Origin of the sequence: Prevotella sp. 10(H), from assembly GCF_000711235.1 — a bacterium.
In the GTDB taxonomy this organism is placed as follows: Bacteria; Bacteroidota; Bacteroidia; order Bacteroidales; family Dysgonomonadaceae; genus Dysgonomonas.
Window position 1 is genome coordinate 260,992 of the sequence record NZ_JOMI01000009.1, and the last position, 25,618, is coordinate 286,609.

Sequence of the window (25,618 nt, forward strand, 5' to 3'; positions counted from 1 at the left end):
ATTAGTTAAAAGGGGAAATGATGAAGGTAAATAAAAGATTGTTGGTTATCCTGTGTGTGGGGTTCCTTTGCCTTGGGGCAAAGGCTGCTCCTTTCAAGAAAAGTATAAGATATAAGAACTGGTCTATAGTCCATAACCAAGATATGACTATGGACTTTATACATAAAGGCAAAGCCATACTAAAAAACACATATGTAAAGGCAAAGATCGATAGGGAATACATAGAAAGTACTTCTTATACATCAGCAGATATAAAAGAAAGTGATTTTAGTGATAATACAGGCAGGGGAAAAAGATTTACCGTGACTTATACCCAGCCTGGGAAAGCCTCTATAGAACAGATATTCTATTTTTATCCCGATAAAGATTATTTCCTTACTGAAGTTTTCTTAAAATCGGATACGGATATATCGAGTAACTATATTTCGCCTGTTTATACAATCACCCAAAATGCTTTTTTGCCGCAAGATGAAAGCAACCGTGTTTTACGCGTGCCGTTCGATAATGATAGTTTTGTTCACTATCTGTCATCTCCGTTAGATGTAGAAGATATTTCATTTGAAGTAACAGCAATCTTTAACGGGAAGAACCGTGACGGATTGGTCATCGGTTCGGTAGAGCATGATATCTGGAAAACGGGAATCCGTTATAAGACCGAAAACAACCGGTTTATCAGTGAATTGGAATGTTTTGGCGGAGTTGCGCATGAACAGACAAGGGATATTAGTGATAAACCCGACCGCCCGTCCAAAGAGCATGGCTGCATTAAAGGAAAGAGTCTTAAATCGCCGAAAATATTTTTCGGTGTATTTACCGATTGGCGAAGAGGGCTCGAAACATTCGGCGAAGTAAATGCACAGATAGCACCTCCGCGCAAATGGAACAGCGGAACTCCTTTCGGTTGGAACAGCTGGGGAGCTATGGCTGATAAAGTGAATTATGAAGGAGCAACGGATGTTTCCGACTTCATGAAAAAAGAACTGCAGCCCAAAAGCTTTGAAAACGATAACATTGTATATATAGGGCTCGACTCTTTTTGGGACAACTTTACGGAAGAACAACTGGGCCAGTTTGTGGAACATTGTAAGGCTAACGGACAAAAGGCAGGAATATACTGGTGCCCGTTCTCCGACTGGCACGGAAATGCCGACGGTGATGTGGAAGGTACAAACGGGAAATGGAAATACAAGGATATATATCTTCGCGCCGACGGTAAACCGCGTAAAGTGGAATCGCTTGCCGTAGACCCGACGCACCCTGCCACCAAGCAGCGCATGGATTATTACATAAACAAGTTTAAACGGCTGGGGTACTCATATGTAAAACTCGATTTTATAAACAACGGCACACTTGAAGCGGATTCATTCTACAACCCGGAAGTAACAACCGGTATTCAGGCATATAACGAAGGAATGAAATACCTTTCTGATTTGTGTGGAGAAGATATGTTTATGGCACTCTCTATTGCCCCCACTTTTCCGTCTCAGTACGGCTCTTCGAAGCGGATAAGCTGCGATGCATGGGGCGCAATGACAGAGGTAGACTGGGGCACGACAGGTTATATGCTCAACAGTCTTTCTTTCGGATGGTGGCTCGACCGCGTTTATCCGTTCAATGATGCCGATCACATACTTTTATATAAGCCTCAGGAAGCAGACGATTATAAAGAAGGGGCAAACAGGGCACGAATCACGTCGGCCGTCATAACAGGTATATATATGCTTGGTGATAACTTTAGCGTTACCGGGCGTATTCCCGGAGCAAAAGAAGCGCGCGACAAGGCGATTGCAGTAGCCACCAATAAGGAAATAAATGAAATAGCACGTAAAGGAAAATCTTTCTATCCCGTAGAAGGATATACAGCCGCAGCACCGGGTAAAACCGAAACCATATTTATGCGCGACGATGACAGTTGCATTTATATAGCTGTATTTAACTTCGATAAAGTGAATGAAAAAACGGGAATTTTAGATATGAGCCGTGTCTGTCAAAGCAATATGAATAATGTGCAGGCAAAAGAACTGTGGACTTCGGCACAAGTATCTGTTAAAAACAATCAACTCTCTTATTCGGTACCCGTACAGGACGTACATGTATACAAATTAATGAAGAAATAATATAAACTATAATAGCATGAAAAAGAACACATTGATCTTTATTTCGCTTTATCTGTTCTGCCTGAATCTTACAGCGCAGCAGAAAGATGTTATCCGGATAGAGACGCAGGATCAGGCGATAATCCTCACTGCAGAATCTGATGACAAGGTCATTTTCCAATATTGGGGAAGGAAAGTTAACAGCACTGCCCCGTTCCTAAACCGCAAAATAAAAGGGCAGCCCGATACAAGCGACGATTTCGCTTCGCAGCTTTATCCGGCCTATGGCGGACGCTACTATCTTACTCCGGCTCTTAAACTGACGCATGCCGATGGGGTGTTGACAACCGAGTTAGTTTATATCAATTCGGAAAATAAAGCACTTGACAACAACAGGACAGAAACAGTAGTACATCTCAGGGATAAACTGTATCCGGTATTTGTAGATGTGCGCTTCGTTGCTTATCAGCGGGAAAATATCATTTGTCAGTCTGTAGAAATAAGACACAACGAAAACAAGGATATAAAAGTAGAAAATCTGGCATCTTCATACATCCCTCTCCATGCAGAATCGTATTACCTGACGCACTTTAATGGTACGTGGTCTAGCGAAATGCTGATGGAAGAGGAGGAACTGACCCATGGGATAAAGGTGATAGAAACCAAAAAAGGGGTAAGAGCCACACAGTCGGAGAGCCCCTCATTTCTACTATCCATCGACAACCCTGCAAATGAAGATACGGGGGAAGTATATGCCGGAACGCTGGCATGGTCGGGTAATTACAAATTATCTTTCGAACTGGATGAAACAGGGAAATTAGGTATTATATCCGGAATGAACTCTTTTGCTTCAACCTTTACCCTTAAAGCAGGCAAAAAATTGCAGACACCCGAAATGGTATTGGCTTATAGTGCAAAGGGAACAGGACAAATATCACGCAATTATCACGACTGGGCACGAAAATACGGAATGATGCACGGAAATGAAGTGAACCCTGTTATTCTCAACAGTTGGGAGGGGGCTTATTTTACTTTCGATGAAAAGACCTTAACAGATATGATAGACAGCGCGGCAAAATTCGGTGTAGAAATGTTTGTCCTCGATGATGGATGGTTTGGTAACAAATATCCGCGTAATGGCGATAATGCCGGGCTTGGCGACTGGCAGGTAAATACAAAAAAGCTACCGAGAGGAATCGGCTATCTGGCCGATTATGCTGTAAACAAAGGTATTAAATTCGGTATATGGATAGAGCCGGAAATGGTGAACCCGGATAGCGAGCTGGCTAAAAAACATCCTGAATGGATTGTAAAAAGTGGCAAACGCGATATCTTACCGATGCGCAACCAGTGGTTGCTCGACCTGAGTAATCCTCAGGTGCAGGATTTCGTAGTGAAAACATTTGACGATGTGATTGCTTTGTCGCCTAATATCAGCTATATAAAATGGGATGCAAACCGCCATGTGGACAATGTGGGTTCGGAATACCTTCCGGCCGGTGAGCAGGCACATTTCTGGTACGAGTATGTGAAAGGATTGTACTCGGCATATGAACGGATAAGGGCAAAGCATCCTGATATCCAGATACAATTGTGTTCATCGGGCGGAGGGCGCCTTGAATATGGCGCATTAAAATATCATGACGAGTTCTGGGCAAGCGATAATACAAACGCGCTCGACCGTATTTTTATCCAGTACGGAACAAATATATTTTTCCCGACTATTGCTACGGCATCCCATGTTTCTACCAGTCCTAATCACCAGACAGGCATGATGACTCCTCTTAAGTTCCGTTTCGATGTAGCTATGTCGGGTCGCCTCGGCATGGAATTGCAACCAAAAGATATCGACAGTGAAGACTATGAATTTGCGACAAAAGCTATTGAAAACTATAAGCGGATACGCCCTATTGTGCATTTAGGTGACTTGTACAGGCTGGTATCTCCATATGGGAAAAACGGCTGGGCATCTCATATGTTTGTTTCTAAAGATAAAAAAGAGGCCGTATATTTTGCTTACAGCCTTAAATATCATGGCCGCACTACGTATCTGGAAACAAAGCTGAAGGGTCTCGATCCGCAAAAGAACTATAAGATAACTGAGTTGAATACGCGGGGCTGGAACCGTTCATTTTACGGTGACGGACAAGTATTCACGGGTGATTATCTGATGAAAGTCGGTATCAATCTGAATATAGGAAATCCGTTCGATAGTTCGGCTCTAATGCTTACTGAAGAATAATAATCTATTTGCTGAAGTATATGACTATAACTTTTAAGAAAAGACAGTTTTACCTCCTGATATGCATTTTTGTATCAATCAGTATTCAGGCTCAGGAGGTAGCTTGGGGAGATCAGGGAAACGGTAAATATGTGAATCCCGTTCTTGCTGCAGATTACTCCGATCCCGATGTTATACGGGTGGGTAGCAAATACTACATGGTATGCTCGGATTTCCACTATATAGGTATGCCGGTTCTTGAGTCGGACGATATGGTCAACTGGAAGATTATATCGCAGGTTTATAACAAATTCGATTTTCCCGAATGGGATAAAAACGAGCGTTACGGGGGAGGCTCATGGGCTCCGGCCATTCGCCACCATGACAGTAAATTCTGGGTATTCTTTTGTACTCCTCACGAGGGTTTATTCATGTCGAATGCGGTAAATCCCGCAGGACCGTGGTCTCCCCTATTGAATGTAAAGAATGTAAGTGACTGGGAAGACCCCTGTCCTTTCTGGGATGAAGACGGGCAGGCTTATATAGGAAGAAGCCAGCTGGGTGCCGGACCCATCATCTTACATAAAATGAGCCCGGATGGCACATATCTGATGGATGACGGCGTGACGGTATATGAAGGCCCTGTTGCCGAAGGAACCAAAATTCATAAAATGAACGGCTACTACTACATGAGTATACCCGAAGGCGGTGTTGCTACGGGCTGGCAAACAGTATTGAGGTCTAAAAATATCTATGGACCGTACGAGCGCAAGATTGTTCTGGAGCAAGGTTCTACAAGTATCAACGGGCCTCATCAGGGTTCTTTGGTCGATACACCTGATGGCGAATGGTGGTTCTATCATTTTCAGGATACGCATCCATTAGGCCGTGTAGTGCATCTGCAACCTGTAACATGGAAAAACGGCTGGCCGGAAGTCGGAAAAGACTATGATGGCAATGGATTCGGAGAGCCTGTCAAAGAATGAGATAAACCGAAAACAGGAAAAAAGGGCAAAATATCTGCTCCGCAGGGAAGTGATGAGTTTTCATCTCCGGAATTAAATTTTCAATGGCAATTCAATCATAATCCTATAAATGCCTACTGGTCTTTAACAGAGCGGAAAGGCTATTTAAGGATTAAAGCATTGAAGGCTGAAAATCTGCGCTCGTCAAAAAATATGGTTACCCAGAAAGTAATGGGCTATCACGGCAATGCATCTACCGTGGTCGATTGCAGTAAAATGGAAAACGGGCAACGTGCCGGTTTGTTCTGTATAGGTGATAGGTTCAATGCAGTCGGCGTTGTTAATGATAACGGAAAAAATTCCGTCTATTACGAAAGTAACGGGGAAGCTAAAAATACAACGTCTTTCGCATCAGATAAAATTTATTTCAAAGTATCGTTGGATGCTGAGAAGAATCAACACCGATTGTTTTACAGCTTTGATAATAAAGAATTTATTCCTGTAGGAGAAGCATTTTCTCTTCGTACCGCCGACTGGAAAGGAATACGTACAGGCCTTTTTTCTTATAATACGTTGTCGGATAATGGCATTGCCGATTTTAACTGGTTCAGGTATAAATTCGATGGCCCCGGACTGTATTCAAAGAGATAATATAAATAATTAATATATAACTAATTAGATAACTATATCACTTTGAAAAACACTGCCATCCGGCAATATGCTTTATATAGATTAATTTATAAAAACGATTATATGAAAAAGACCTTATTATTTACTATTGGCCTGACTCTGGCATCTAATTTAATTCTAGCTAAAGACGGGGATAGCATTATCTACAAAAATAAAAACTTCCCCATTGAGCAACGTGTGGAGGACCTGCTAAGCAGAATGACATTGGAAGAGAAAGTCTGGCAGATGCAGAACAAGCCTAACAGCAATATCGACGAGATAGAAAAAACATTCGATGGCAGGAGTTTCGGTACTACGCACGAGATGGGTAAAACTGCTCAGGAATGTGCCGATATATTTTATAAAACTCAGGAGTATGTACTCAATAATAGCCGCCTTGGCATTCCGTTATTAACTGCTGCCGAAGGTATCCAGGGGATTTTGCAGAATGAATGTACCTTGTTTCCTCATGCCATAGCTCAGGGCAGTACATTCAATCCGGCTTTGATACAACGGATGACAGAAGCTGCCGGAGATGAAGGCAGAGCCATCGGAATCCGTCAGGTGCTGTCTCCTGTATTGGATATAGCCCGCGAACTTCGTTGGGGACGGGTGGAAGAAACCTTTGGTGAAGACCCTTACCTGATAGCCGAAATGGGAATAGGATTTGTAAAAGGGTATCAAAATAAGGGTATTGCCTGTATGCCGAAGCATTTTGTAGCGCACGGAACACCTCTCGGTGGTCTTAATTGTGCGCATGTAAGCGGCGGCGAGAGGGAATTGCGGAGCCTTTATCTGTATCCATTCCAAAGGGTGATTGCGGAAACCAAACCTTTATCGGTAATGAGTGCCTACAGCGCTTATGACGGCGTTGCCACTGCCGGTTCTTCTTATTATATGACGGACATACTTCGCGGAGAGCTGGGATTTGATGGATATGTGTATTCGGACTGGGGCTCGGTCGAGCGACTGAAGTCATTCCACTACGCAGCGGAGACTCCGGAAGAGGCTGCACAGATGTCGGTGGAGGCAGGTGTCGACTTGAATGTCGACTGGACTTACGAACTTCTTCCAGACCTGGTTAAGAATGAGAAAATGGATATAAAATACATAGATGAGGCGGTACGCCGTATTCTTACGGTTAAATTCAAGCTTGGATTATTTGAGAATCCTTTTGGAGAACCTAAAAAAGTTAAAACCGTTGTCCGTAATGCTGAAAAAGTTGCTTTAGCAAAGGAAATGGCAGATGAAAGCGCTATCCTGCTGAAAAATGAAAATAACATTCTTCCGCTCGACCTGAATAAATATAAAAAAATAGCTGTTGTGGGGCCTAACAGCAATCAGGCTATTTACGGCGATTATGCATGGACAGGCAGCGATACCAAAGAAGGAGTAACTCTGTATCAGGGACTTAAAAACGTCATTGGAAAGAGAGCTGTTATAACCCAAGCTGACGGTTGTGACTGGTGGAGCCAAAATGCAAATGATATTAAAAAGGCAGTGGATCTGGTAAAGCAGAGCGATATAGCAATTGTTGCCGTAGGCACCAGAAGTACTTATCTGGGTAGAGGCCCTAATAAATCGACTACAGGTGAAGGTTTCGACCTTTCATCTCTTGATCTGCCCGGCAAACAGCAGGATTTACTGAAGGCTATAAAAGCTACAGGAAAGCCGATGATCGTTATCCTTATTGCCGGAAAGCCGATGGTAATGTCATGGGCAAAAGAAAATGCCGATGCTGTTCTCACTCAGTGGTACTGCGGTGAGCAACAGGGTAATTCTATGGCTGATATTTTGGTAGGGAATGTAAATCCTTCGGGAAAAGTAAATGTATCTTTTCCCCGCAGTACGGGTAACTTACCTTGCTTTTATAACTATCTGCCTACTGATCGCGAGCAGCAGTTCGACAGTGGCGGCTCACCGGAAGATCCTAAGGGGCACTATATATTTGAAAAGCCTTATGCACTCTGGAACTTCGGATATGGCTTGAGCTATACCGATTTCCAATTTTCCAATTGTGCATTGAACGACAGCATTTTCTCCGCATACGGAACTATCAGAGTTTCCCTAGAGGTGGAAAATACGGGTAAGATGGATGGAAAAGAAGTTGTTCAGCTATACGTAAAAGATAAGATAAGTTCGGTGGCTACACCTGTTCAGCAACTGAAAGCTTTCAAAAAAGAATTTATAAAAGCCGGAGAAAAAGTGAAAGTAGAACTGGAGGTTCCCGTTTCAGAATTGGCACTTTACAATGCAAGAATGGATAGGGTGGTTGAACCGGGCGAATTTGAAATTCAAATAGGAAATTCTTCTGATAATATAATTTTTAATAAGACGATAAGAGTAAAATGATCGTGTAATATAAAATATACTGCTATAGACTGACATTCCCTGAACTTCAATAAAAAAGTTCAGGGAATGTTTTTTTGCTATCCCGAGTTTTGGGGCTATTTTATTTATAAATCTATTCTCAATTTTAAATAATCGATAAGCAATTATTCTGCTTTAATAACACTCAACGACACAGGACCCAAAAGGCCGGCAATTGCATCCCCTCTGTAAGGAGTGGGGATTGTTTGGTAGTGATTGGATAATGTGCTATATACTAAAATATCTATATCATTATCTCCTGTTTCAGCATATTTGCTGATATCTATCTGATAAGGTGAGCTCATAACTATCCCTGCATCTTTTCCATTGATCTTCACCTCACACGATGCATTTACTTCGCCCAAATCAAGAATTATTTTATATCCTTTCTCTATCTGGGGAATAGAAACCTTTTTTCTGTAGTACATCCCTCCCGAATAATATTTCAAAGCGCCTGTTTCGGACCAATTACCTGCCTCTAATACACCTTTACCAGTCTTAATTCGTATAGGTTCACTTATTGCTCCGGCTCCTTGATAGCCCGGTTTACGATTAATAGAAAAAGCAACTAAGCCAGCCTCTTTTTGGATATTTGGGAAAACAACTTTATATGTGGATATTCCCGACGCATTACTCGATATGAGCCGGATATTTTTCCGATTTATTTCTTTTCCATTAAACCAGATTTTTAAATTACTTCCTGCTATTGTCATTTCCATTTCCTCCATACCCGGTACCGAATGAAACCGATAATTCCATTGAAGATTTTCACCTCCGTAAGGATCATATAATAAATGATTTCCTATCCCCCAGCGAGTAGAAATTATTTTATCATAAGGAGAGAGCTTTTTCGGGGTAGGAGATGATTCAGGGAAAAACACTACAGCGCTTCTGTCTCTGAAATCCCTGTATGCTCCTTTTCGAAGTTTATAATTATTCTGTTGTGTTTTTGCATATGCAACAACTAACTGATGCCAGCCCTTATCAAGTAAAATCTTTTTACTTGCAACTTTTTTATCTACCGATAGATAATCGGGCTCTGTTCCAAACACTTCAATCCGGTAATTATCTTTTTGGGGAGCATATACCATAGTTCTGTATATCTGGTGCGCACCCTTATCCAAAATGAAAAACCCGTCACTGACTTTTCCTTTCAATCCATGCCAACCCTGCGATCCGGGGTTATCAAATACACCGTATTGCCATGAAAATTCCAATATATCTTTTGCACGATCAGCTTCTTTCTCTACATTGACCAGAGGATTTTCCGAAGGTTCAAGCTCACTTACAAACTGAGGGCCAAAACCATAAATACTTTCCGGCCATTGTGAATCGTCAAAATCGGGGTGCATCCAGTTTTGTGGAGAAAAAACTGCCGGCTGATGCTTGAATGAGCGGGCTTCGGCTCCAATAATTCCTGAAGGAGGGAAACGATAATCTCCCCATTTATTATCTAAAGTAGGCAATAATTCAGTTTCCCAAAATCCAGTAATTGGAGAGTTATAAACGAGCTTTTGCTCTTTTTTATGATTAAGCATTTTAGTCGGAGTGCCCGGTGAGAAAACAAAAAGATATGAATTATCCGGCTCTTTTTCAAGCAAAAGCCATGTACCTTCTTCAGTTTGACGGACAACCGGATAATCGGATATCGATCCATCTGAAGCATTCCACAATTCGACTTTACCTTTCGCTCTGAAAAAACATTCTGTGCCTTTCGGTACGTCCATAACCATATAGACATCACGTTCTCCAATATGCCTGTGCAAAACTTTACCCACTCCTCCAGTAGGTTTGAAATCGGGGGTTATGAGCTTCCATATCTCACTAGCCATTTCACTATCCGGTAGATATATGCCCATGCCATTCGAATTATTAACTTGCTTTACCGCACTTTTTCTCTGAATAGCTTCCCGGGCAGTAAGCCCGAATATTTCATGAATAATCTTATCCACCTCCGGATCGTTTTCTCCCATGTGCGTGCTCGCTTTTGGTATATCTCCTGTTGCTAATACAATTCCTCCTGATTGATAAAATTCCAAAACTTTTTGCAGAGAAGCATGATGCATTGCTTTCATATCTGCAAGAATCAATATACGGTATTTTTCACCAGCTATATTTATAGTGCCATTTTCCACCTTGGATTGTTGTAGTGACCTGTAGTCCAAAAAGTCGTAATCCAGACCGGCATTGCTGAGTTTTACAGCCTGATTAAAGGCTATGTTAGCATCTGCATTCGGATAGGCCTGCATCGATTCGGTAGGATACATCAATGCAATATCACAAACATGATTTCCCTGACTCATCAGATAACTTAACCTTTCTGTATATTTCAGCCATTTTTTTATATGCGGCCAGTAGGGCATCCTGAAATGAAAACAAGGAGGAGCCCATTCCCACCAACCGCCATGTGTAGAATAATACAATCCATGCATGCATACCAGATTTCCACCTGCCATGAAATGATGATCCATCTGCCGGGTCAGCCATGAGCCGGAACTTCCCCACCCCATGCTATGGAAAGCCTCGAGCCATGTTCGTGGACGATCGTATAAATGGGCAATAGAACTGGATACCTTTGTCTGTAAAAAACTGGAACCTGTCGATGGTGCATCATTTCCGGGAGCAGTATACCATGAATTTGCTCTGAAATAATCTACGTATGCCAACGGTTCCATTCCGCGGCCTAAGTTATCACTGCCATAAATCAACCCACGCGATGCATGCCAGTCATAAATGGGGCGGAAATACCGTTCTTCTGCTAAATCCATCAGTACATCGCAATAATCGAGACGTATTTTAGGTGTTATATCTCCAATGTCATATTTTAGCGCAGGAAGATATAATGTGATATCATATCCTTTTCTTTTCACAAATTCTTCTTTAAAGTCTTCCGACCATGAGCCCATTTTTATAGGATACGACAGTTCATCCTGAAAGAAATAATTCATTCCCCCCTGCACAGCATCCCCCATCTTTTTTTCAAAACGGTCGAAATAAACATTTACATATTCTTTTCCAATATCGGGATGTAAATAGTGACTATCCTTAGTAGATATTATATATATATTGTAATTTTTTCCTTCCGGGATTTTCCATACAAGTTTTCCTCCGGATATATATTGTGTGAGGTCAATCTTTTCGGGCCAAGCTACCGCTACTAAAAATTTCTCTGGTATATTGTAAGCAAAAGTTGTTCCTCCCTGCGCGGTTTTTGATATTATATCTAGTTCTCCCTTATAATTCTTAAACTTTTCTTTTTCCAATACTTCATCGGTATAATAACCATTACCTATCCATCCTACAGTATAGTCATCCATGCCTAGTCCGATGTTTTTTGATGCACATTCTTTTGCAAACCAACTCCAGATATTCCACCAGTCTTCCGAAAAAACTTTCGGCCTTCCCGGTTCTGTTTTTCCGTAAAGCCCGTATCCGTCTTTCATTTCTTCAATATCGACTTCAGTATCCATATGTATATAACTTACGGCAAAACCATCTATGGCAGCTTCGGATAATATTTCAAGCTGTTCTTTCATCCTTTCCCTATTCAGGCTGTCGCCATTCCACCAATAAAAAGGTACATTCCCATAGCCTTTCGGAGGGCGGGTAAATCCAGAAAGAATATCCGCATTCTTTTCCGGATATCCTTTATATTTCTGTGATTGAGCATGAATAAGCGGAAAGAAAAGAAAAAATAGAAGAAAGAACTGAAGGGCAATTACTCTTTTCATAAATAAAAGTTTTATATTTCTCTGATATTCTATATAATGACTAAAAAAGGGAGGCTTTCCCTATCATATGAGAAAGCCTCACTAAAATACATATTTTTATTCTTTCGTTTCCATTATAATTATTTCCAACCTTCGTTTTGTTCTAATACTACATCTTTATTTGTATCAATAACCGACTGAGGTATGGGCCATACATTAAATGGCTTTGTAAGGGTCGTCCTCGGATAATCCCAATACGAATATTTTTTTATCCGGTCTACAGCAACAGTTCCACCCATACGAAGCAGCGTATTCCAGCGGCTTTCTTCATACATCAATTCACGTGTCCTTTCATCAAGAATCAAGTCGAGACTGACATCATTTGTTGTCACCAGATAACTGCATTTTGCCCTTTGGCGAAGCATATTAATGTCAGATACAACCCCGGCCTTATCGCCAAGTCTTAATTTTGCTTCAGCGCGCAAAAGGATCGTTTCCGGTAAGCGGATCAGATAATCGTCCCTGAAAATATTGCGGAGTACTCTTCCGTCAGCCGCAACAGTGAAAAAGTCCGGTCCTATTTTACATGATATTGGATATAGTAGTGTGTAAGCTGCATCTGCGTATTTTCCGTTACCATCTTTTCTGTATAATACATCCCATGGGATTTGCTTACCATAATATTCAGATGTTTTTACATTGCCTAGAAAAATACGGCGAAGAGCAGCTTCCGAATTGCGTAAATCTTCATTCCATTTGCCATCATAAACCATGTCACGGGCATAGGCAGTAGGGGTTATCTGAGAACATCCGAAACCTCCGACATCTTCCATCTGTCCTGTAATATTACCAGCTCCTTGATCTCTGAACACCGGCCCGTAAATAGCCGGATAGTCTAAGCAAGTAAGATTACCATCCGATTTGAAAACTTCATAGTCGGATTGAGCGCACCAGATAGCTTCCTTATTTCCCTCCTGATAGTCCTGATTTCCGATCTGAAACAAATCCCAGTATACATTTCCTTCGGTAGAGTAACCTGCTGATGAGTAGCTGTGCTCTGGTGTCTGATCCATTACCGAAGTAGCATAATAGAATTCCGGTCCTTCATTCTTACGCGAACCAAAGCGTTCCGTCATCAGGCTGTATGTGCCGGTATCAATTACATCATTGGCATAAGAAAGAGCCTTATTATACGCTGTGGTTGCATCACCTCCTTCTTTTTCCAGCAATACTCCTTTATCTATATATAACTGGCAAAGGTTGTGCTGTGCTGCTGCCCTTACCAAACGTCCGGCATTTAGTGTGGTTACCGGAAGATCGTTCAATATAGCTTCCATTTCATCAATAGCATATTGATAAGTTTCCATCCGTGAAGCACGTGCGTAATCGTAACGTGGTGTGGTAGTCATTTCCGTAACTAAAGGAACACCGCCAAACAATTCGCTCAAATTTCGGTAGGCAAAAGCCCTGAAGAACCGGGCCTGAGCGATAAGATATGCTCTCTCCTCCTGCGAATTCCATGCAATATGTTCTATATTTGCTGCATATAAGGCTATGTTACAGGTGCTTATTAATTGATAAAAAGCAGCGTAGGTATCCTTGAACACTCCATTTTGCGGACTAATTATACTATAATCATTGAAGCGATAACTGTAACGTATAGTCGGCACATCAAAAACATCAGTCCCGTTGCCCATGCCGTACGACCAGAGATTCAATTCTGAAAAATTATTGTAAGGACAATATATATTTCGAACTTTGGCATAACAAGTTGTTAAAACCTGCTCTACTTGCCCCGAAGTAGTGAATATATTGTCGATGGTATAAAATGTATCAGGCTTTTCTTTCAGGTAACCGGAATCGTCACAACCTGCAAAAGAAATAAAGGCAATCAGTAACCACAAAACGTTTTTACTATATGTTTTTTTCATTATAATACAAGATAAAAAGTTAAAAATTAAAATTAAAACCCAATGAAACATTAGTCATAACCGGATAGGTTTTACTCAGCATCGTGCCACCTGATTCAGGATCTCCGCCATCCCATCCTGTAATTGTAGCGATGTTTTTTCCGGTGATAAATGCCTTAAGATCATTTATCTTTGCTTTTTTTACCCATGGTTGATTAAATGTGTAGGACAAGGTAACATCCTGTAGCCGGATATAAGCACGGCTTTGTAAACCAAGAAAATAGTCATCTCCGGTAAAAGTGGCAGCAGGATACTTATTACTTTGATTCTCTTCTGTCCAGTAAGGAATGTGCAGTCCGTTGGAAGCGAACCATTTCCTGTCACCACTTGTAATAAACGCATTTTTATTTTCATCTTGGAAATACCCGTTACCACCGAATACGCCTGCAATCATTACGTACAATTCCCAGTTCTTATATTGCAACGTATTACTCAGGTTCAGTTTGAAGTTAGGTCTTCGATTGCCTATTACCGATCGGTCTTTTTCGTCTATTATACCATCGTTATTTTTATCCACATATTTAGGGACACCGGCAGAAACACCGTTTACTTCCATATACTTAGTATCTGTGACCTGAACGATTCCATCCTGTTCATATCCAAAAATTGAGTGTATAGATTTTCCGATAAATTTACCGTTTCCAATATCATCATCTTCTTTACCGTCACCATCTAAGTCTTCCCCGTAAAGACGAACTAATTTATCACGGTTCCTCCAGAATGTTACACCTGTCGTCCAGTTAAAATCCTTATTTTGAATATTAACGCTTCTTACAGTTAATTCAATCCCATTGTTCTTCACTTCACCCATCGATGAAAGCATTTTTAGGAAGCCCGTCATGACAGGTATGGTACGGTCGAAAATCTGATCATATGTTTTGGAAAAGTAAAGATCCATATCAACAAACAGACGATTGTTTAGCCAGACAGATTCAAAGCCTGTATTCCATGCTTCGGTGGTTTCCCAACCCAGATCCGAATTACCTATTGTCAGCTGGTTAATTCCATAAGACGGTTTACCTGAATTGTTGAAAGCATAATATATTTTACCGGTCGGACCATTACTCACCTTAGAGAGTGTAGAGTATTGATTCAATCCTTGATTCCCGTTCTTACCCCACGATAATTTAAGTTTTAAATCGTCGAGGGATGATATCTTTTTCATGAATGATTCATTAGAGATACGCCATGAGCCTCCTACGGCGAAGAAATCGCCCCATTTGTTATTCGCTCCGAAAACAGAAGCTCCGTCGCGCCTGTAAGATGCTGTAAGGTAGTAAGTGTCGTCAAATGAATAGTTTGCACGTCCGAAATAGCCTACATTCGTTACTTTTCCTACAGACTTATTATCGGAGTTAGTCTGTGGTATTTTTTGAGTAGTGGCATATTGCAATCCGCCTAAACCCAATACTGTGTTGCCGTTTGCAGCGAAATCCGATCCGGTTACTTTCTGATAATCATACTTTTTCCGGTCGCGGGTGGCAACAGCAGTAAGGTCGATACTGTGTTTGCCGAATCTGTTAGTATAATTCAAAATATTATCTATCACGTAACTGGAGATTCTTTCGTCTATGAGTTCACCATTTGCACTGCTCAAATAACTATTTTGAGTTGCAACAGAATAACGTGAATCATCATCATAAGATCCGTTAGGAACAAAATAAGATTCGTGAGTGAAATTTCCTATTTTCCGATAAGCCAGATTACCGGCATAATTTATGCGATAGCTTAAGCCCGGCAACCATGGACATTTGATTACAGCATAAGCATTGGCGCGAAAATTATCGATGTAATCAATATTTTCTTTCTTAGACTTGTCATCTATTCCCCATAAAGGATTGCCACGGCCGCGGGAACCGTCGGGAATTGCTTCTAACTCGCCGTTAGGCCTGTACATCATTCCATACGGAGATAATATTGTAGCGGACCACATATCTGCACCTATGCCTGAATAGTCTGTGCGCGTATATGCAGCATCTATTCCTATCTGTAGCCAACTGGTGATATCCGTATTGATTTTTCCGAGTATAGAGGTACGATTAAAGTCGTCCCCTTTGATTATACCTTCATTATCAGTATATGAAGCCGACAGATAATAGTTCATTTTCTCTCCGGCACCCGATACGGCAACCTGATAATCTTGTATCCAACCAGTGCGAGAGATTGCATCCAGCCAGTTTGTTTCTTTCCCGGCCTTATAGTTCAATTCTTCCTGAGGTACAAGAAAACTATAATCGGAATATGAATTGGCTGCTGCCACGGCATCGAGCCACTGCTCGCCATTCATTACTTTAGGTTTTCGATGCCAGGTTTGCATACTGCCCTTTGCCGTGAAGTGAATAATAGGCTTACCGGTTCTTCCCTTTTTTGTTGTAATAATAATGACTCCATTCGCCGAACGGGATCCGTATGCAGCTGCTGATGTCGCATCTTTCAGTACATCGTATGAAGCAATATCATTCGGATTAATATCATTCATTCTTCCCATAAATATGACTCCGTCAACTACTATCAGCGGATCATTGGATCCGTTGATTGAATTTTGTCCGCGAACCTGCATAGTTGGTTCTCCTCCTGCCGTATTTGTAAAACCGATGTCAAGCCCTGATACATTTCCCTTCAATGATTCCATTGCATTCAGGTTTGATGTTAATGCAATGGGTGAATTTTCCAGTCTGACAGATGATACAGAACCTGTGAAGTCTCTTCTTTTGGCTGTCCCGTAACCGATAACAATAACTTCGTCCAACGCCTGAAGATCTTCTATTAATTGTACTGAAATATTCGATTGATTGCCAACCTTGATTTCCTGGCCGATATATCCGATATACGAAATCTTGAGGACAGCATTTTCTGAAACGCTTAAAGTATATTGTCCATCTACATTTGTAATAACTCCATTTGTAGTTCCTTTTTCAACTACACTAGCTCCAATAACCGGTTCACCGGTTTCGTCGGTTATTATTCCCGAAATTTGTCGCTTTGTCTGCTGTTCATTACTATCCGGCTGTCTTTGTGATTTGAAAATGGAAATAGTATTTGCTGTTACTTCAAAACCGATATCTTTTCCTTTAAATAAAGCAGTTAATATCTGGTCAAGATTTTTATCGGTTTCGTTCACCGAGTATTTTTCCTGTACATCCAAGTCATTGAGACGTACAATTATAGAATAGCCGCTTTTCTTTTCTATATCAGAGATTATCTTACTTAGAGAAACATTGTCGTGCCTGATCGTAAGTTTCGCGTTCTGAGAGAATAAGGGTAAGGCAAACAGTAAATTTAAAAATAAGATTAATGAAAGAAAACGGGAAAGGGCAAAAATCCGCCCTGAATTGAAATTATTCATGCATTTCAATTCCTTATTTATTTGTATTTTCATACTTTTGTATTATGATTGTTTGTTAATAACTACGTGTTTTTAATAACAACTTATGGAATCGGAGAAACGGCTATTTTCTCCGATTTCTTTTTTGGGGTCTATGAAGTGTCTGGCATAAGCAATAATTAGATTTAAGGGTTAAACATTCAATTAGCCAGTCAGGTATAAATTCTCCTGTATTTTCTTCGGCTTTTATTTTTTTCTGATAATAATGACTTCATCTTTTAGTTGTATTTTGTATTTCTTATCCACATCCAGATAGCTTAAAATTTCGCTAAGGCTCATTTCCAGATTGATGCTACCAAGGAAGTATTCTTCTTTTAATTCTTCGCTTTCGATTTCAATCCGGACATTAAAATGTCTTTCCAGCATTTTATATATCTCGGATATTGAAGCCTGATAAAATGAAAGTTTTCCTTTGGTCCATTGTGTAGCCATTTCTGCATCTGTTTTTTCTACCAGAAGCTCTCCTGATGTTTTATTGTAAATAATTTTTTCATCAGGAATTAAAGCAAAGTGTTTATCGGAAACGGAAACATTTATTCCTCCCTCCAGTAGACTTACTTCCCATTTGTAATCATCGGGATATGAGCGAACATTGAACTGCGTTCCGGTTGCAACAACCTTCATATCACCAGCTGAAACAGAGAAAGGTAACTCTTCATTTTTATTTACCTCAAAATAAGCTTCTCCATTTAGAAGAAGATCCCGATTATTTTTTCCGAAATTAGAATTGTATTTCAACTCTGATTTTGCGTTTATCCATGCAACAGATCCATCGGGCAATATAAGTCTAGTCTGGCCTCCTAATGGTGTAGATGTTTCAATCAAACTGACTATTTCACCCTGATTATTAAGTCTTTCATATAAATATATCGATCCAGATGAACTGAACAAAATCAAGATAACTGCAACAGCAATTTTTCGCCATAGTGAAAATCTTTCGGCCTTATTGTTATCAAGCCGGTTTTCAGAATAAATAGCACCTCTCTTTTGTAATAACAGATAGTCATCGTCTATAAATGAATCAAAAGAGGATATATGAAGTAAGGTATTTAGCTTTGCAGCTTTCTCATACTGATCTTTGTAAGAAGGCGATTCCATAATCATGGAGAACATTTTCTCTTTATCTTCAATAGATATATTTTTGGAAAAGTACTTTTCCAAAAAATATTCGAATAACTGATCGCCGTTTTCCATATATATTTTACCCTTTAATAATATATACGTATCTCGTGACGAAAAAATTTAGAGAAAAATGTAATTTTTTTGTTTTTAACTAAAAAAGGAGGAAAAGTAGATGTTCCAAAAGTTTTTTTATTCGGTCAAATGCATTCTTCAATTGCACACGAACTGTACTGACTTTAATCTCCATATTTTTGGCAATTTCTTCTGCCGTCATATTTTCATAAAAATACATTGTAAATATTTGCCGGCATTTGGCTGGTAATTGTTCTAATGCTTTTTGTATTTCTTCCTCAGCCTGACGTAATTCCACATATTGCAAAGGTTGCGGTGTTGACCGTATATAGCTTTCGTGATATGATATGGAAAATTGTTTTTTATGATTTTCTAATGCCCGCTGAGAAGATTGTTCACTACGTAAATGATCAATACTCCCGTTTTGCACGGCTTTGATAAGATAAGAATGAACCGGATAGGTAAGAGAGCCCCGTCTATTCCAGACTTGAAGAAAAATATCATTTACTATCTCACGGGATACATTTTCGTCGTTGATGTAATAAAGAGCAATTGTGTTGAGATAAACATAATAGGCCCTGTAAAGCATAGAGAATGCCTTTTCGTCGCCTAAATTAATCCTTTTCAGAATTGTTTCATCTATCTGCTCTATTTGCATATTAAAAGAATAACTTTAAGGAATGAATATATTTATAATTTAAATCATTCCTTAATATCATATTATCTTACTGAATATTTTCTTTAATACAAATATAATGTTTTTTGCAAAGTCAAAAAGAATTAATTATTGAGTCCCTTTTTGCGAGCTTGATAAACTTATTTTTGATGAGCCTATTGTCTATAATAGCCCTTTCGATAGCTTATAAACAATCAGTGTAAAAAATGTTTTTTCACACTGATCATACTTTCTTCTGTTTCTTATACAAAAGAAAAGCATGTATTATTATACAAGGCATGGCCGTATTCAAGTATATATCTTTTAAGTCAAAAACAAAATAAGGTTTTAGGTAAATATAATCGAGTGTACCGTTCCAGAAAATAGTACAAATCAATGCCGATATTGCTCCTGCAATAGCAATCGTTATTCCAGCAGAAAGAATAAAAGTTTCCTGATTTCTACGTTTATAATAAATATAAATTGCCATCATTATAAGAATTGATATTATGCACCCGATGATATACATCCAATAACCATTACCCAAATCATAAAGAGAATTCAGGTAAAATATTTATGGTTGAAAGTCGGTTTAAAATATGAAATCGATTAACTATAACCTTGATAAATTGGTCAATGCTGACTAAAATAATTATTAGTATGCACATTGTTCTTATTTTCATAATATAGGTTTAAGCCTAAGCTTAAAAGTAATTATTTAATCGGATTGATGCATACAAAAACAGCATAGATTCTGCTCTATGCTGTCTTGAAGTATTACAATATCATTCTATATTCCACGTCAATTCATCTTTATCGTTTTTCCCTACAATAAGCTTATGACCATGGGTCAGTTTATTTCCGACGATAAGCCTCGATATTGGTCTTCTCAAATATGTACGTATATTTCCGGCAACCTGACGGGCTCCGTATTTTGGTGTAAAGCCTTTCTCTGCAAGCATTTTGCGCGTTTCTTCGTCGATTTCCAGTTCTATACCTTGTTTACCAAGTGCATCCACCATACTACGAAGTTGTATATTGAATATTTTCAACAACATTGCCTCGTTAATCGGCGAAAAAGGAACGATCTCAGAGAGACGGGCTAAAAATTCCGGCCGAAAATATTGCCCCATTACTTCCATTAGCTGTGTTGTTTCCGGAGTTATGCCTTTGTTCAATTGCTCTGTAAGCCACTGGCTACCCACATTCGAAGTAAATAAGACAATTGCATTAGAGAAATCTCCTTCTTTACCTAAACGGTCATGCAATTTCCCTTCATCCATTATCTGAAGAAAAATATCATAAACGGATGAATGGGCTTTCTCAATCTCATCAAATAAAACTACCGCATAAGGCTGTTGGCGGATTTTATTGACCAGCAATCCCCCTTCTTCATATCCCACGTATCCCGGAGGTGCTCCGTATAATAAAGCAGCCGAATGTTCCTCTTTAAATTCCGACATGTCGAAGCGGATCATCGCCTTTTCATCGTTGAATAATACCTCTGCCAATGATTTTGCCAATTCGGTTTTACCGGTACCTGTTGGTCCGAGAAGGAAAAATGAACCGATAGGCTGGCCTTGCTTATTTAGTCCACTACGTGATTCGAGAATAGCATCAACAAGTGATTTCAATGCTCCATCCTGTCCTACGACCCTACGCCGGAGCAAATCTTCCATTCCTAACAGACGCTCTTTTTCTTGCGCCTGAACTTTCCCTATCGGAATCCCAGTCTTGGAAGAAATAATTGCTGCCACTTCATGCGGATAAATTTTGACTATTTTCTCTTTTGCAAATTCCCGCAGAGTATTCAGTGCTTTATCTATATATTCAAAGAGTTGTTGAGGATCTTCAATCTCTTTTACGTCCGTTTCATCATTAATAATTCCCTGCAATATTGGACTTAATCTGTTTTGCATGGAAAATAAGAGAAAACGTAAATCCTCCAGCCTGTCTTCTGCAGATTTTTCTACTTCTGCTTCTATGTTTGCCAGCTCCTGCGTATAATATTGTATATCTCCCTGTGCTGTTTCGTTTACCATTTTGGTTGCCGACATGGTTCTGTCCATCAGATCGATAGCCGAATCAGGAAGTCTTCGATCTTTATCATAACGCTTTGCCAAGCGTACGCATTCTTCCACAGCATCTTTCGACACTTCCAATTTGTGAAATTCTACATAACGGGGAAGTACAGAATGCATCATCAGTACTGCCGATGATATATCGGGCTCATTGACTTGCAACACTTCGAAACGCCGGCTGAAAGCATGATCCGGCTCTATTAACTTACGATATTCATCTATAGTGGTCGCACCTATTACCGTTAGTTCACCTTTCGACAGTTCCGGTTTCAGAATATTAGCTGCACCTGAATTTCCTTGTTTAGGATCGAGGAGAATGTGAATTTCATCGATGAAAAGAATCGCATTGTCAATATTGCGTATTTCTTTTATTATATTTTTTATGCGGTCCTCTATTTCACCCTTATATGTCGCTCCTGCTATTAGTGCTCCTGTATCCAGTTCATAAACAACAGTGCCCTGAAGGTAAGGTGGTACTTTATTGTTAACAATATCATGAGCCAGACCATCTACAAGAGCAGTTTTACCGACACCGGAGTCACCTATGATCATCACGTTTGGTTTGCTGTGGCGTCCCAGTATTTCCATCATCATACGGGTTTCCTTGTCCCGGCTAACTATGCTGTGTACTTTCATATCCAGCGCCAATGCTGTTTTATCCACACAGTATTTCATCAAATTGATCAGAGGCATTGCACCTTTATCTTCTGTAGTTACAAATGAAGCATTATTAGCCATCCCGATAGCCGACACAGTTTCTTTCCCACTTACATATAGGTCGAATATTTCATTTTCCCGTAATGGAAACGACTTCAACTGGTCCGAAGTGAAAGCAATATTAGGACGGGCTAAAGCTGCAAGTACACATATGGGATTGATTTCTAAAAGCCCCAGTTTGAGGCGGACATTATCGGCTTCTTCAAATACTACGGGTATTATATCATCTGGCTGTATATCGGCAACAACTCCTGCTTTCGGAAAATCTTCGATACGCATTTCTGCCCATTCTTCAAAATATCCGAGGTCTTTATCCATACTTAAGATAAAATCTCTGATGCCTATTTCTTTATGCAGCAAAGCTTTTAATAAATGCGGGGCGCCATAGTTCGCATTGTAGTACTCGCGGGCAATAGACCCGGCAATTCTGGTAGCAGTTTTTACAGATTCATTTAGATTTATAAAGTTCATATGTCAAGATATTTTTCTATTAAGTTACTCCACTTATAACTCAGAAAGAATTTACGATTCTAAAGCATCAGTGCCTTGGCAAATTGGAATTTATAGCCCTATTTGTTAAAACACATCAGTCTTATTGTTAAATAGCCGTTGGAATATTTTTTAATAGGAATTGATAAATAGTTGTTAAATCATCAAAAAAATTAAGTAATGTCAAAAATTACACAATAAAGCTTTGTCAGTAACAAATTTACGGTTAAATCATTAAGTAAATAACTCATATTATGTGTGCTAAAGTTCTCATTTGTATGTGACGACAAATATAAATAATAATATGGATTTATTGCATATCTAAAATTTATTTATTTATTTTGTCAGCGAAAGGAAATGAATTCTTTGACACTTAATATACAAAGCACACGTATTTTTACACAGACGTACAAGAATTAACTTTATCTGCGTTTTTATAACTGCAAGAAAAAGATTGGCTGGTTTTAAAAAAACTTAACATAAAAAAATCAGAATAGAGACAAACGACAAATAGAGGCAAATTAACATTATAAAACTAGAAGCTAATAAATATAATCAGACTATTAAAAAATCATCAAAAAACTCAGTTAACGCTGATACATCAGTATCGGTAATTTATTCATTTTAATAAATTAAAATTATGGCTTTCAGAGCAACACTATCACTCGGTGGCAAAGAGTTCGATGTCCTTGATTGTGATTATTCATTGAAGAGAGATGTAGACTCAAAAGGACGCCCATCATCTAACATTTACGGCGGTAAAGTAAGAGTACATGTGGAATCCACAGATGATACATCTATTCTGGAGAGTATGGTAAGTCAGTTCAAACCAATTTCGGGCAGTATCGTTTTCAAAAAAGGCGATGAAGAGGCTAAAATGAAAGAATTGACATTTGAAAACGGTTACATTATCGAATTTGAAGAAGATATCGATATAATCGGAAACAAGCCAATGACATTGACTTTTGTCGTTTCAGCGCAAGTGTTGAAAATCGGCGGTGCACAATTTGAGCAAAACTGGCCGGCAAATTAAAAACAGAACGGATGCGGAGTGGATTCTTCAGCTCCTTCCAAGAATGATTAATCCCTCCGTTCCGTCCTTACTTAAGTATTTCTCAGGAGATTTCGATTGGTATATAAAATATCAAACGCATTTTTTATATCCCCTAGGAAACTTTTGCAAAGATAGCAAATAAAGAATACATACCTTAATAAAAAAACACGAATATGGCAATATTTGAGTATGGGATTGGAGGCAATGAAGTGAGAGTGGATTCTTCTGAATCTATTGCAGCAATTCCTGAGAACAGAACATTGATGGTTGAGCAATTGACCTCAGACGAACCTGTCAACCCCGAAGTTGTAACGGGCTTATCCACTATCGAACAGGTTTTTGAACATTATAAGCCGCAAAAAGAAGTGGAACTTGAAAATGCAGAAGGTCAATCTGTATCGGAAGTTTTCCATTTCGCTAATGTAGGCGACTTTTCTGTTAAAAATATGACAGAACAAAGTCCTTTCCTAAGCCAGATAAACGGAGAAAAGGAATTTTGGGAAAGCCTGAAAAAACAATTGCGATCCAATAAAGTACTTCAGCGTGCTTTAGAAAATTCTGAGTCGAAACAAGCATTCCTTGAATCTTTACAAGGAATATTGGCAGAATTAAAGGAAGCTGATAAATAATATAATACTATTCAGAATATGGCACAAGAAATTAAAGATGCAGCAATTGCACAGGATTCTAAAAATACGAAAGGTAAAGCGGCCTCGGCACATTCGGTGCAGGAAGCTGTAAATAATCTGGCCCGCTTTGGAGGGTTTAACTTTCTTGAATCGGTAGTAGATGGAATCGCTGCAATGAATCCGGAAAGAGCTGCCCGTAAGAAAGCTTTTCTTAATGATAATGACAGAAAAGCAGCCAGAAAAAGTCTTGAAAACAACATAAATCTTTGGATCGAATTGCTGACTTCAACAAGTTCGGTTTCGGAAATGTTGGAAAAGGCTAATGAGAATGCAACAAATGTATCATCACTTTTGGCAAAAAATCAATTGAAGGTAGTTGAAGAAGTCCGGGATTTAGAGCAATCATACAGGAATGTAATGTTGTTCTACAAGAATACCGAGTCTGATAAACTTACCAATATTTCTATACTGAATGCATCCCGTGAGCAGATTTCCGATCTGGATAATTCACGCTTTATAGATCATGTGGCAAGCGAATTGAAACAGAATTTCGATAAACTCGATCTGCGTTCAAACTATTCTTTACTTGTACTACCCGGATATTTGGGAAGTACAAAAGTAGTGGACAAATGGTCGAAGGTCGCATACGATAACAAAGCGATGCTCTATACAGACTTTATGGACCTTGAAAATCCTGATGATGTTGTAGATATGTTCTTTACTTCCAATTTGGCTGGAGGTGAACCATTCAAGGCAAATACTTGTATGGCTTGTAACTGGCTAATCGGACGCGGTAAATACAGTGAATTGGGAGAAGAAGCCGATTTGCATGTTTCGCCTTCGGCTGCATTAGCCGGAAAAGTATATGCAACTTTGATGTCGCAAATCACAGCAGGTAAAAAGCATGGCGGTATAAATGAAGTAGATAGCGTAGTATTCCCATTGAAGAAGAGTGAAATATCTCAATTGGATAAAATGGGATTGATACCTATGGTAAACGAATACGGAAAAGTAATGGCATTCTCGGGAAAAACGCTGTTTAACGGGGACAATCTCGGACTTCAGACCTATTCTGTAGTACGTGTATTCGACTACATAACAAAAGTATTGTTTGACTTCCTTAACCGCAGAGCGTTTGAAAATTGGAACAATAAGACAGAGAGAGACTTACGCTCACAGATTATTAAATTCCTCGATGGAGTGCAAGGTCCCGACCGGCTGATTGAGAAGTTTAAAATACAACGTTTCGAACGTGACCCGAATCAGAAAGACCGTATCTATCTGGATATCCATTTAACACCTTTCTTCCCTGCAAAAAGTTTCGTAATCAAACTCGACGGAACTAAGGGAGAAGAGGAAAATACCTGGAATACAGAGGTTGAGCAGGCATAAATATATAGGGCGGTATCTAAA

General features: G+C 39.5%; 13 protein-coding genes and 1 pseudogene. 7 read left to right on the forward strand and 7 right to left on the reverse strand.

All coding sequences use genetic code 11. From position 1 onward, the window contains the following. Positions 1-17 precede the first annotated feature (17 nt). From K348_RS0116610 to K348_RS0116625, 4 genes and pseudogenes are all read left to right on the forward strand, one after another. Positions 18-2,117: a hypothetical protein gene (locus K348_RS0116610; RefSeq protein WP_029906669.1), complete on the forward strand. Its 2,100-nt coding sequence runs from the start codon at positions 18-20 to the stop codon at positions 2,115-2,117. 16 nt (positions 2,118-2,133) lie between these two features. Continuing rightward, on the forward strand, positions 2,134-4,338 hold the full coding sequence (locus K348_RS0116615) for an alpha-galactosidase (RefSeq protein ID WP_029906670.1): 2,205 nt from the start codon (positions 2,134-2,136) through the stop codon (positions 4,336-4,338). Between the two features lie 20 nt (positions 4,339-4,358). After that, positions 4,359-5,933: pseudogene (locus K348_RS18590) on the forward strand (glycoside hydrolase 43 family protein). Positions 5,934-6,035: 102 nt separating this feature from the next. Further along, positions 6,036-8,303 carry a glycoside hydrolase family 3 N-terminal domain-containing protein gene (locus K348_RS0116625; RefSeq protein WP_029906671.1) on the forward strand — a complete coding sequence of 756 codons (2,268 nt, stop codon included), beginning with the start codon at positions 6,036-6,038 and terminating at the stop codon, positions 8,301-8,303. Positions 8,304-8,446: 143 nt separating this feature from the next. Here the strand turns inward: K348_RS0116625 and K348_RS0116630 are convergent, their stop codons facing one another. The 7 genes from K348_RS0116630 to K348_RS0116660 form a co-directional block, all read right to left on the reverse strand. Beyond that, positions 8,447-12,052, reverse strand: coding sequence for a glycosyl hydrolase (locus K348_RS0116630; protein WP_029906672.1), 3,606 nt, complete (start codon positions 12,050-12,052; stop codon positions 8,447-8,449). A 119-nt stretch (positions 12,053-12,171) separates the two neighbouring features. After that, positions 12,172-13,962 (reverse strand): RagB/SusD family nutrient uptake outer membrane protein, encoded by a 1,791-nt coding sequence (locus K348_RS0116635; RefSeq protein WP_029906673.1) that lies wholly within the window; start codon positions 13,960-13,962, stop codon positions 12,172-12,174. Positions 13,963-13,981: 19 nt separating this feature from the next. Further along, positions 13,982-17,380, reverse strand: a complete 3,399-nt coding sequence (locus K348_RS0116640; RefSeq protein WP_231496818.1) for a TonB-dependent receptor — start codon at positions 17,378-17,380, stop codon at positions 13,982-13,984. Positions 17,381-17,572: 192 nt separating this feature from the next. Continuing rightward, the gene (locus K348_RS0116645) at positions 17,573-18,547 is read right to left on the reverse strand and encodes a FecR family protein (protein ID WP_197027686.1); all 975 of its coding nucleotides are present in this window, start codon (positions 18,545-18,547) and stop codon (positions 17,573-17,575) included. Between the two features lie 112 nt (positions 18,548-18,659). Next, positions 18,660-19,238: an RNA polymerase sigma-70 factor gene (locus K348_RS0116650; protein WP_029906676.1), complete on the reverse strand. Its 579-nt coding sequence runs from the start codon at positions 19,236-19,238 to the stop codon at positions 18,660-18,662. A 241-nt stretch (positions 19,239-19,479) separates the two neighbouring features. Further along, positions 19,480-19,764 carry a signal peptidase II gene (locus tag K348_RS19590; RefSeq protein WP_029906677.1) on the reverse strand — a complete coding sequence of 95 codons (285 nt, stop codon included), beginning with the start codon at positions 19,762-19,764 and terminating at the stop codon, positions 19,480-19,482. Between the two features lie 256 nt (positions 19,765-20,020). Beyond that, a complete protein-coding gene (locus tag K348_RS0116660) occupies positions 20,021-22,504 on the reverse strand; it encodes an ATP-dependent Clp protease ATP-binding subunit (protein WP_029906678.1) in 2,484 nt (827 codons plus the stop codon). Between the two features lie 658 nt (positions 22,505-23,162). Here K348_RS0116660 and tssD point away from each other — a divergent pair. From tssD to K348_RS0116675, 3 genes are all read left to right on the forward strand, one after another. Continuing rightward, positions 23,163-23,555: a type VI secretion system tube protein TssD gene (tssD, locus tag K348_RS0116665; RefSeq protein WP_029906679.1), complete on the forward strand. Its 393-nt coding sequence runs from the start codon at positions 23,163-23,165 to the stop codon at positions 23,553-23,555. Between the two features lie 194 nt (positions 23,556-23,749). Beyond that, positions 23,750-24,205, forward strand: coding sequence for a hypothetical protein (locus K348_RS0116670; RefSeq protein ID WP_029906680.1), 456 nt, complete (start codon positions 23,750-23,752; stop codon positions 24,203-24,205). A gap of 18 nt (positions 24,206-24,223) precedes the next feature. Beyond that, positions 24,224-25,597 (forward strand): DUF5458 family protein, encoded by a 1,374-nt coding sequence (locus K348_RS0116675; RefSeq protein WP_029906681.1) that lies wholly within the window; start codon positions 24,224-24,226, stop codon positions 25,595-25,597. The last annotated feature ends 21 nt before the right edge of the window (positions 25,598-25,618 follow it).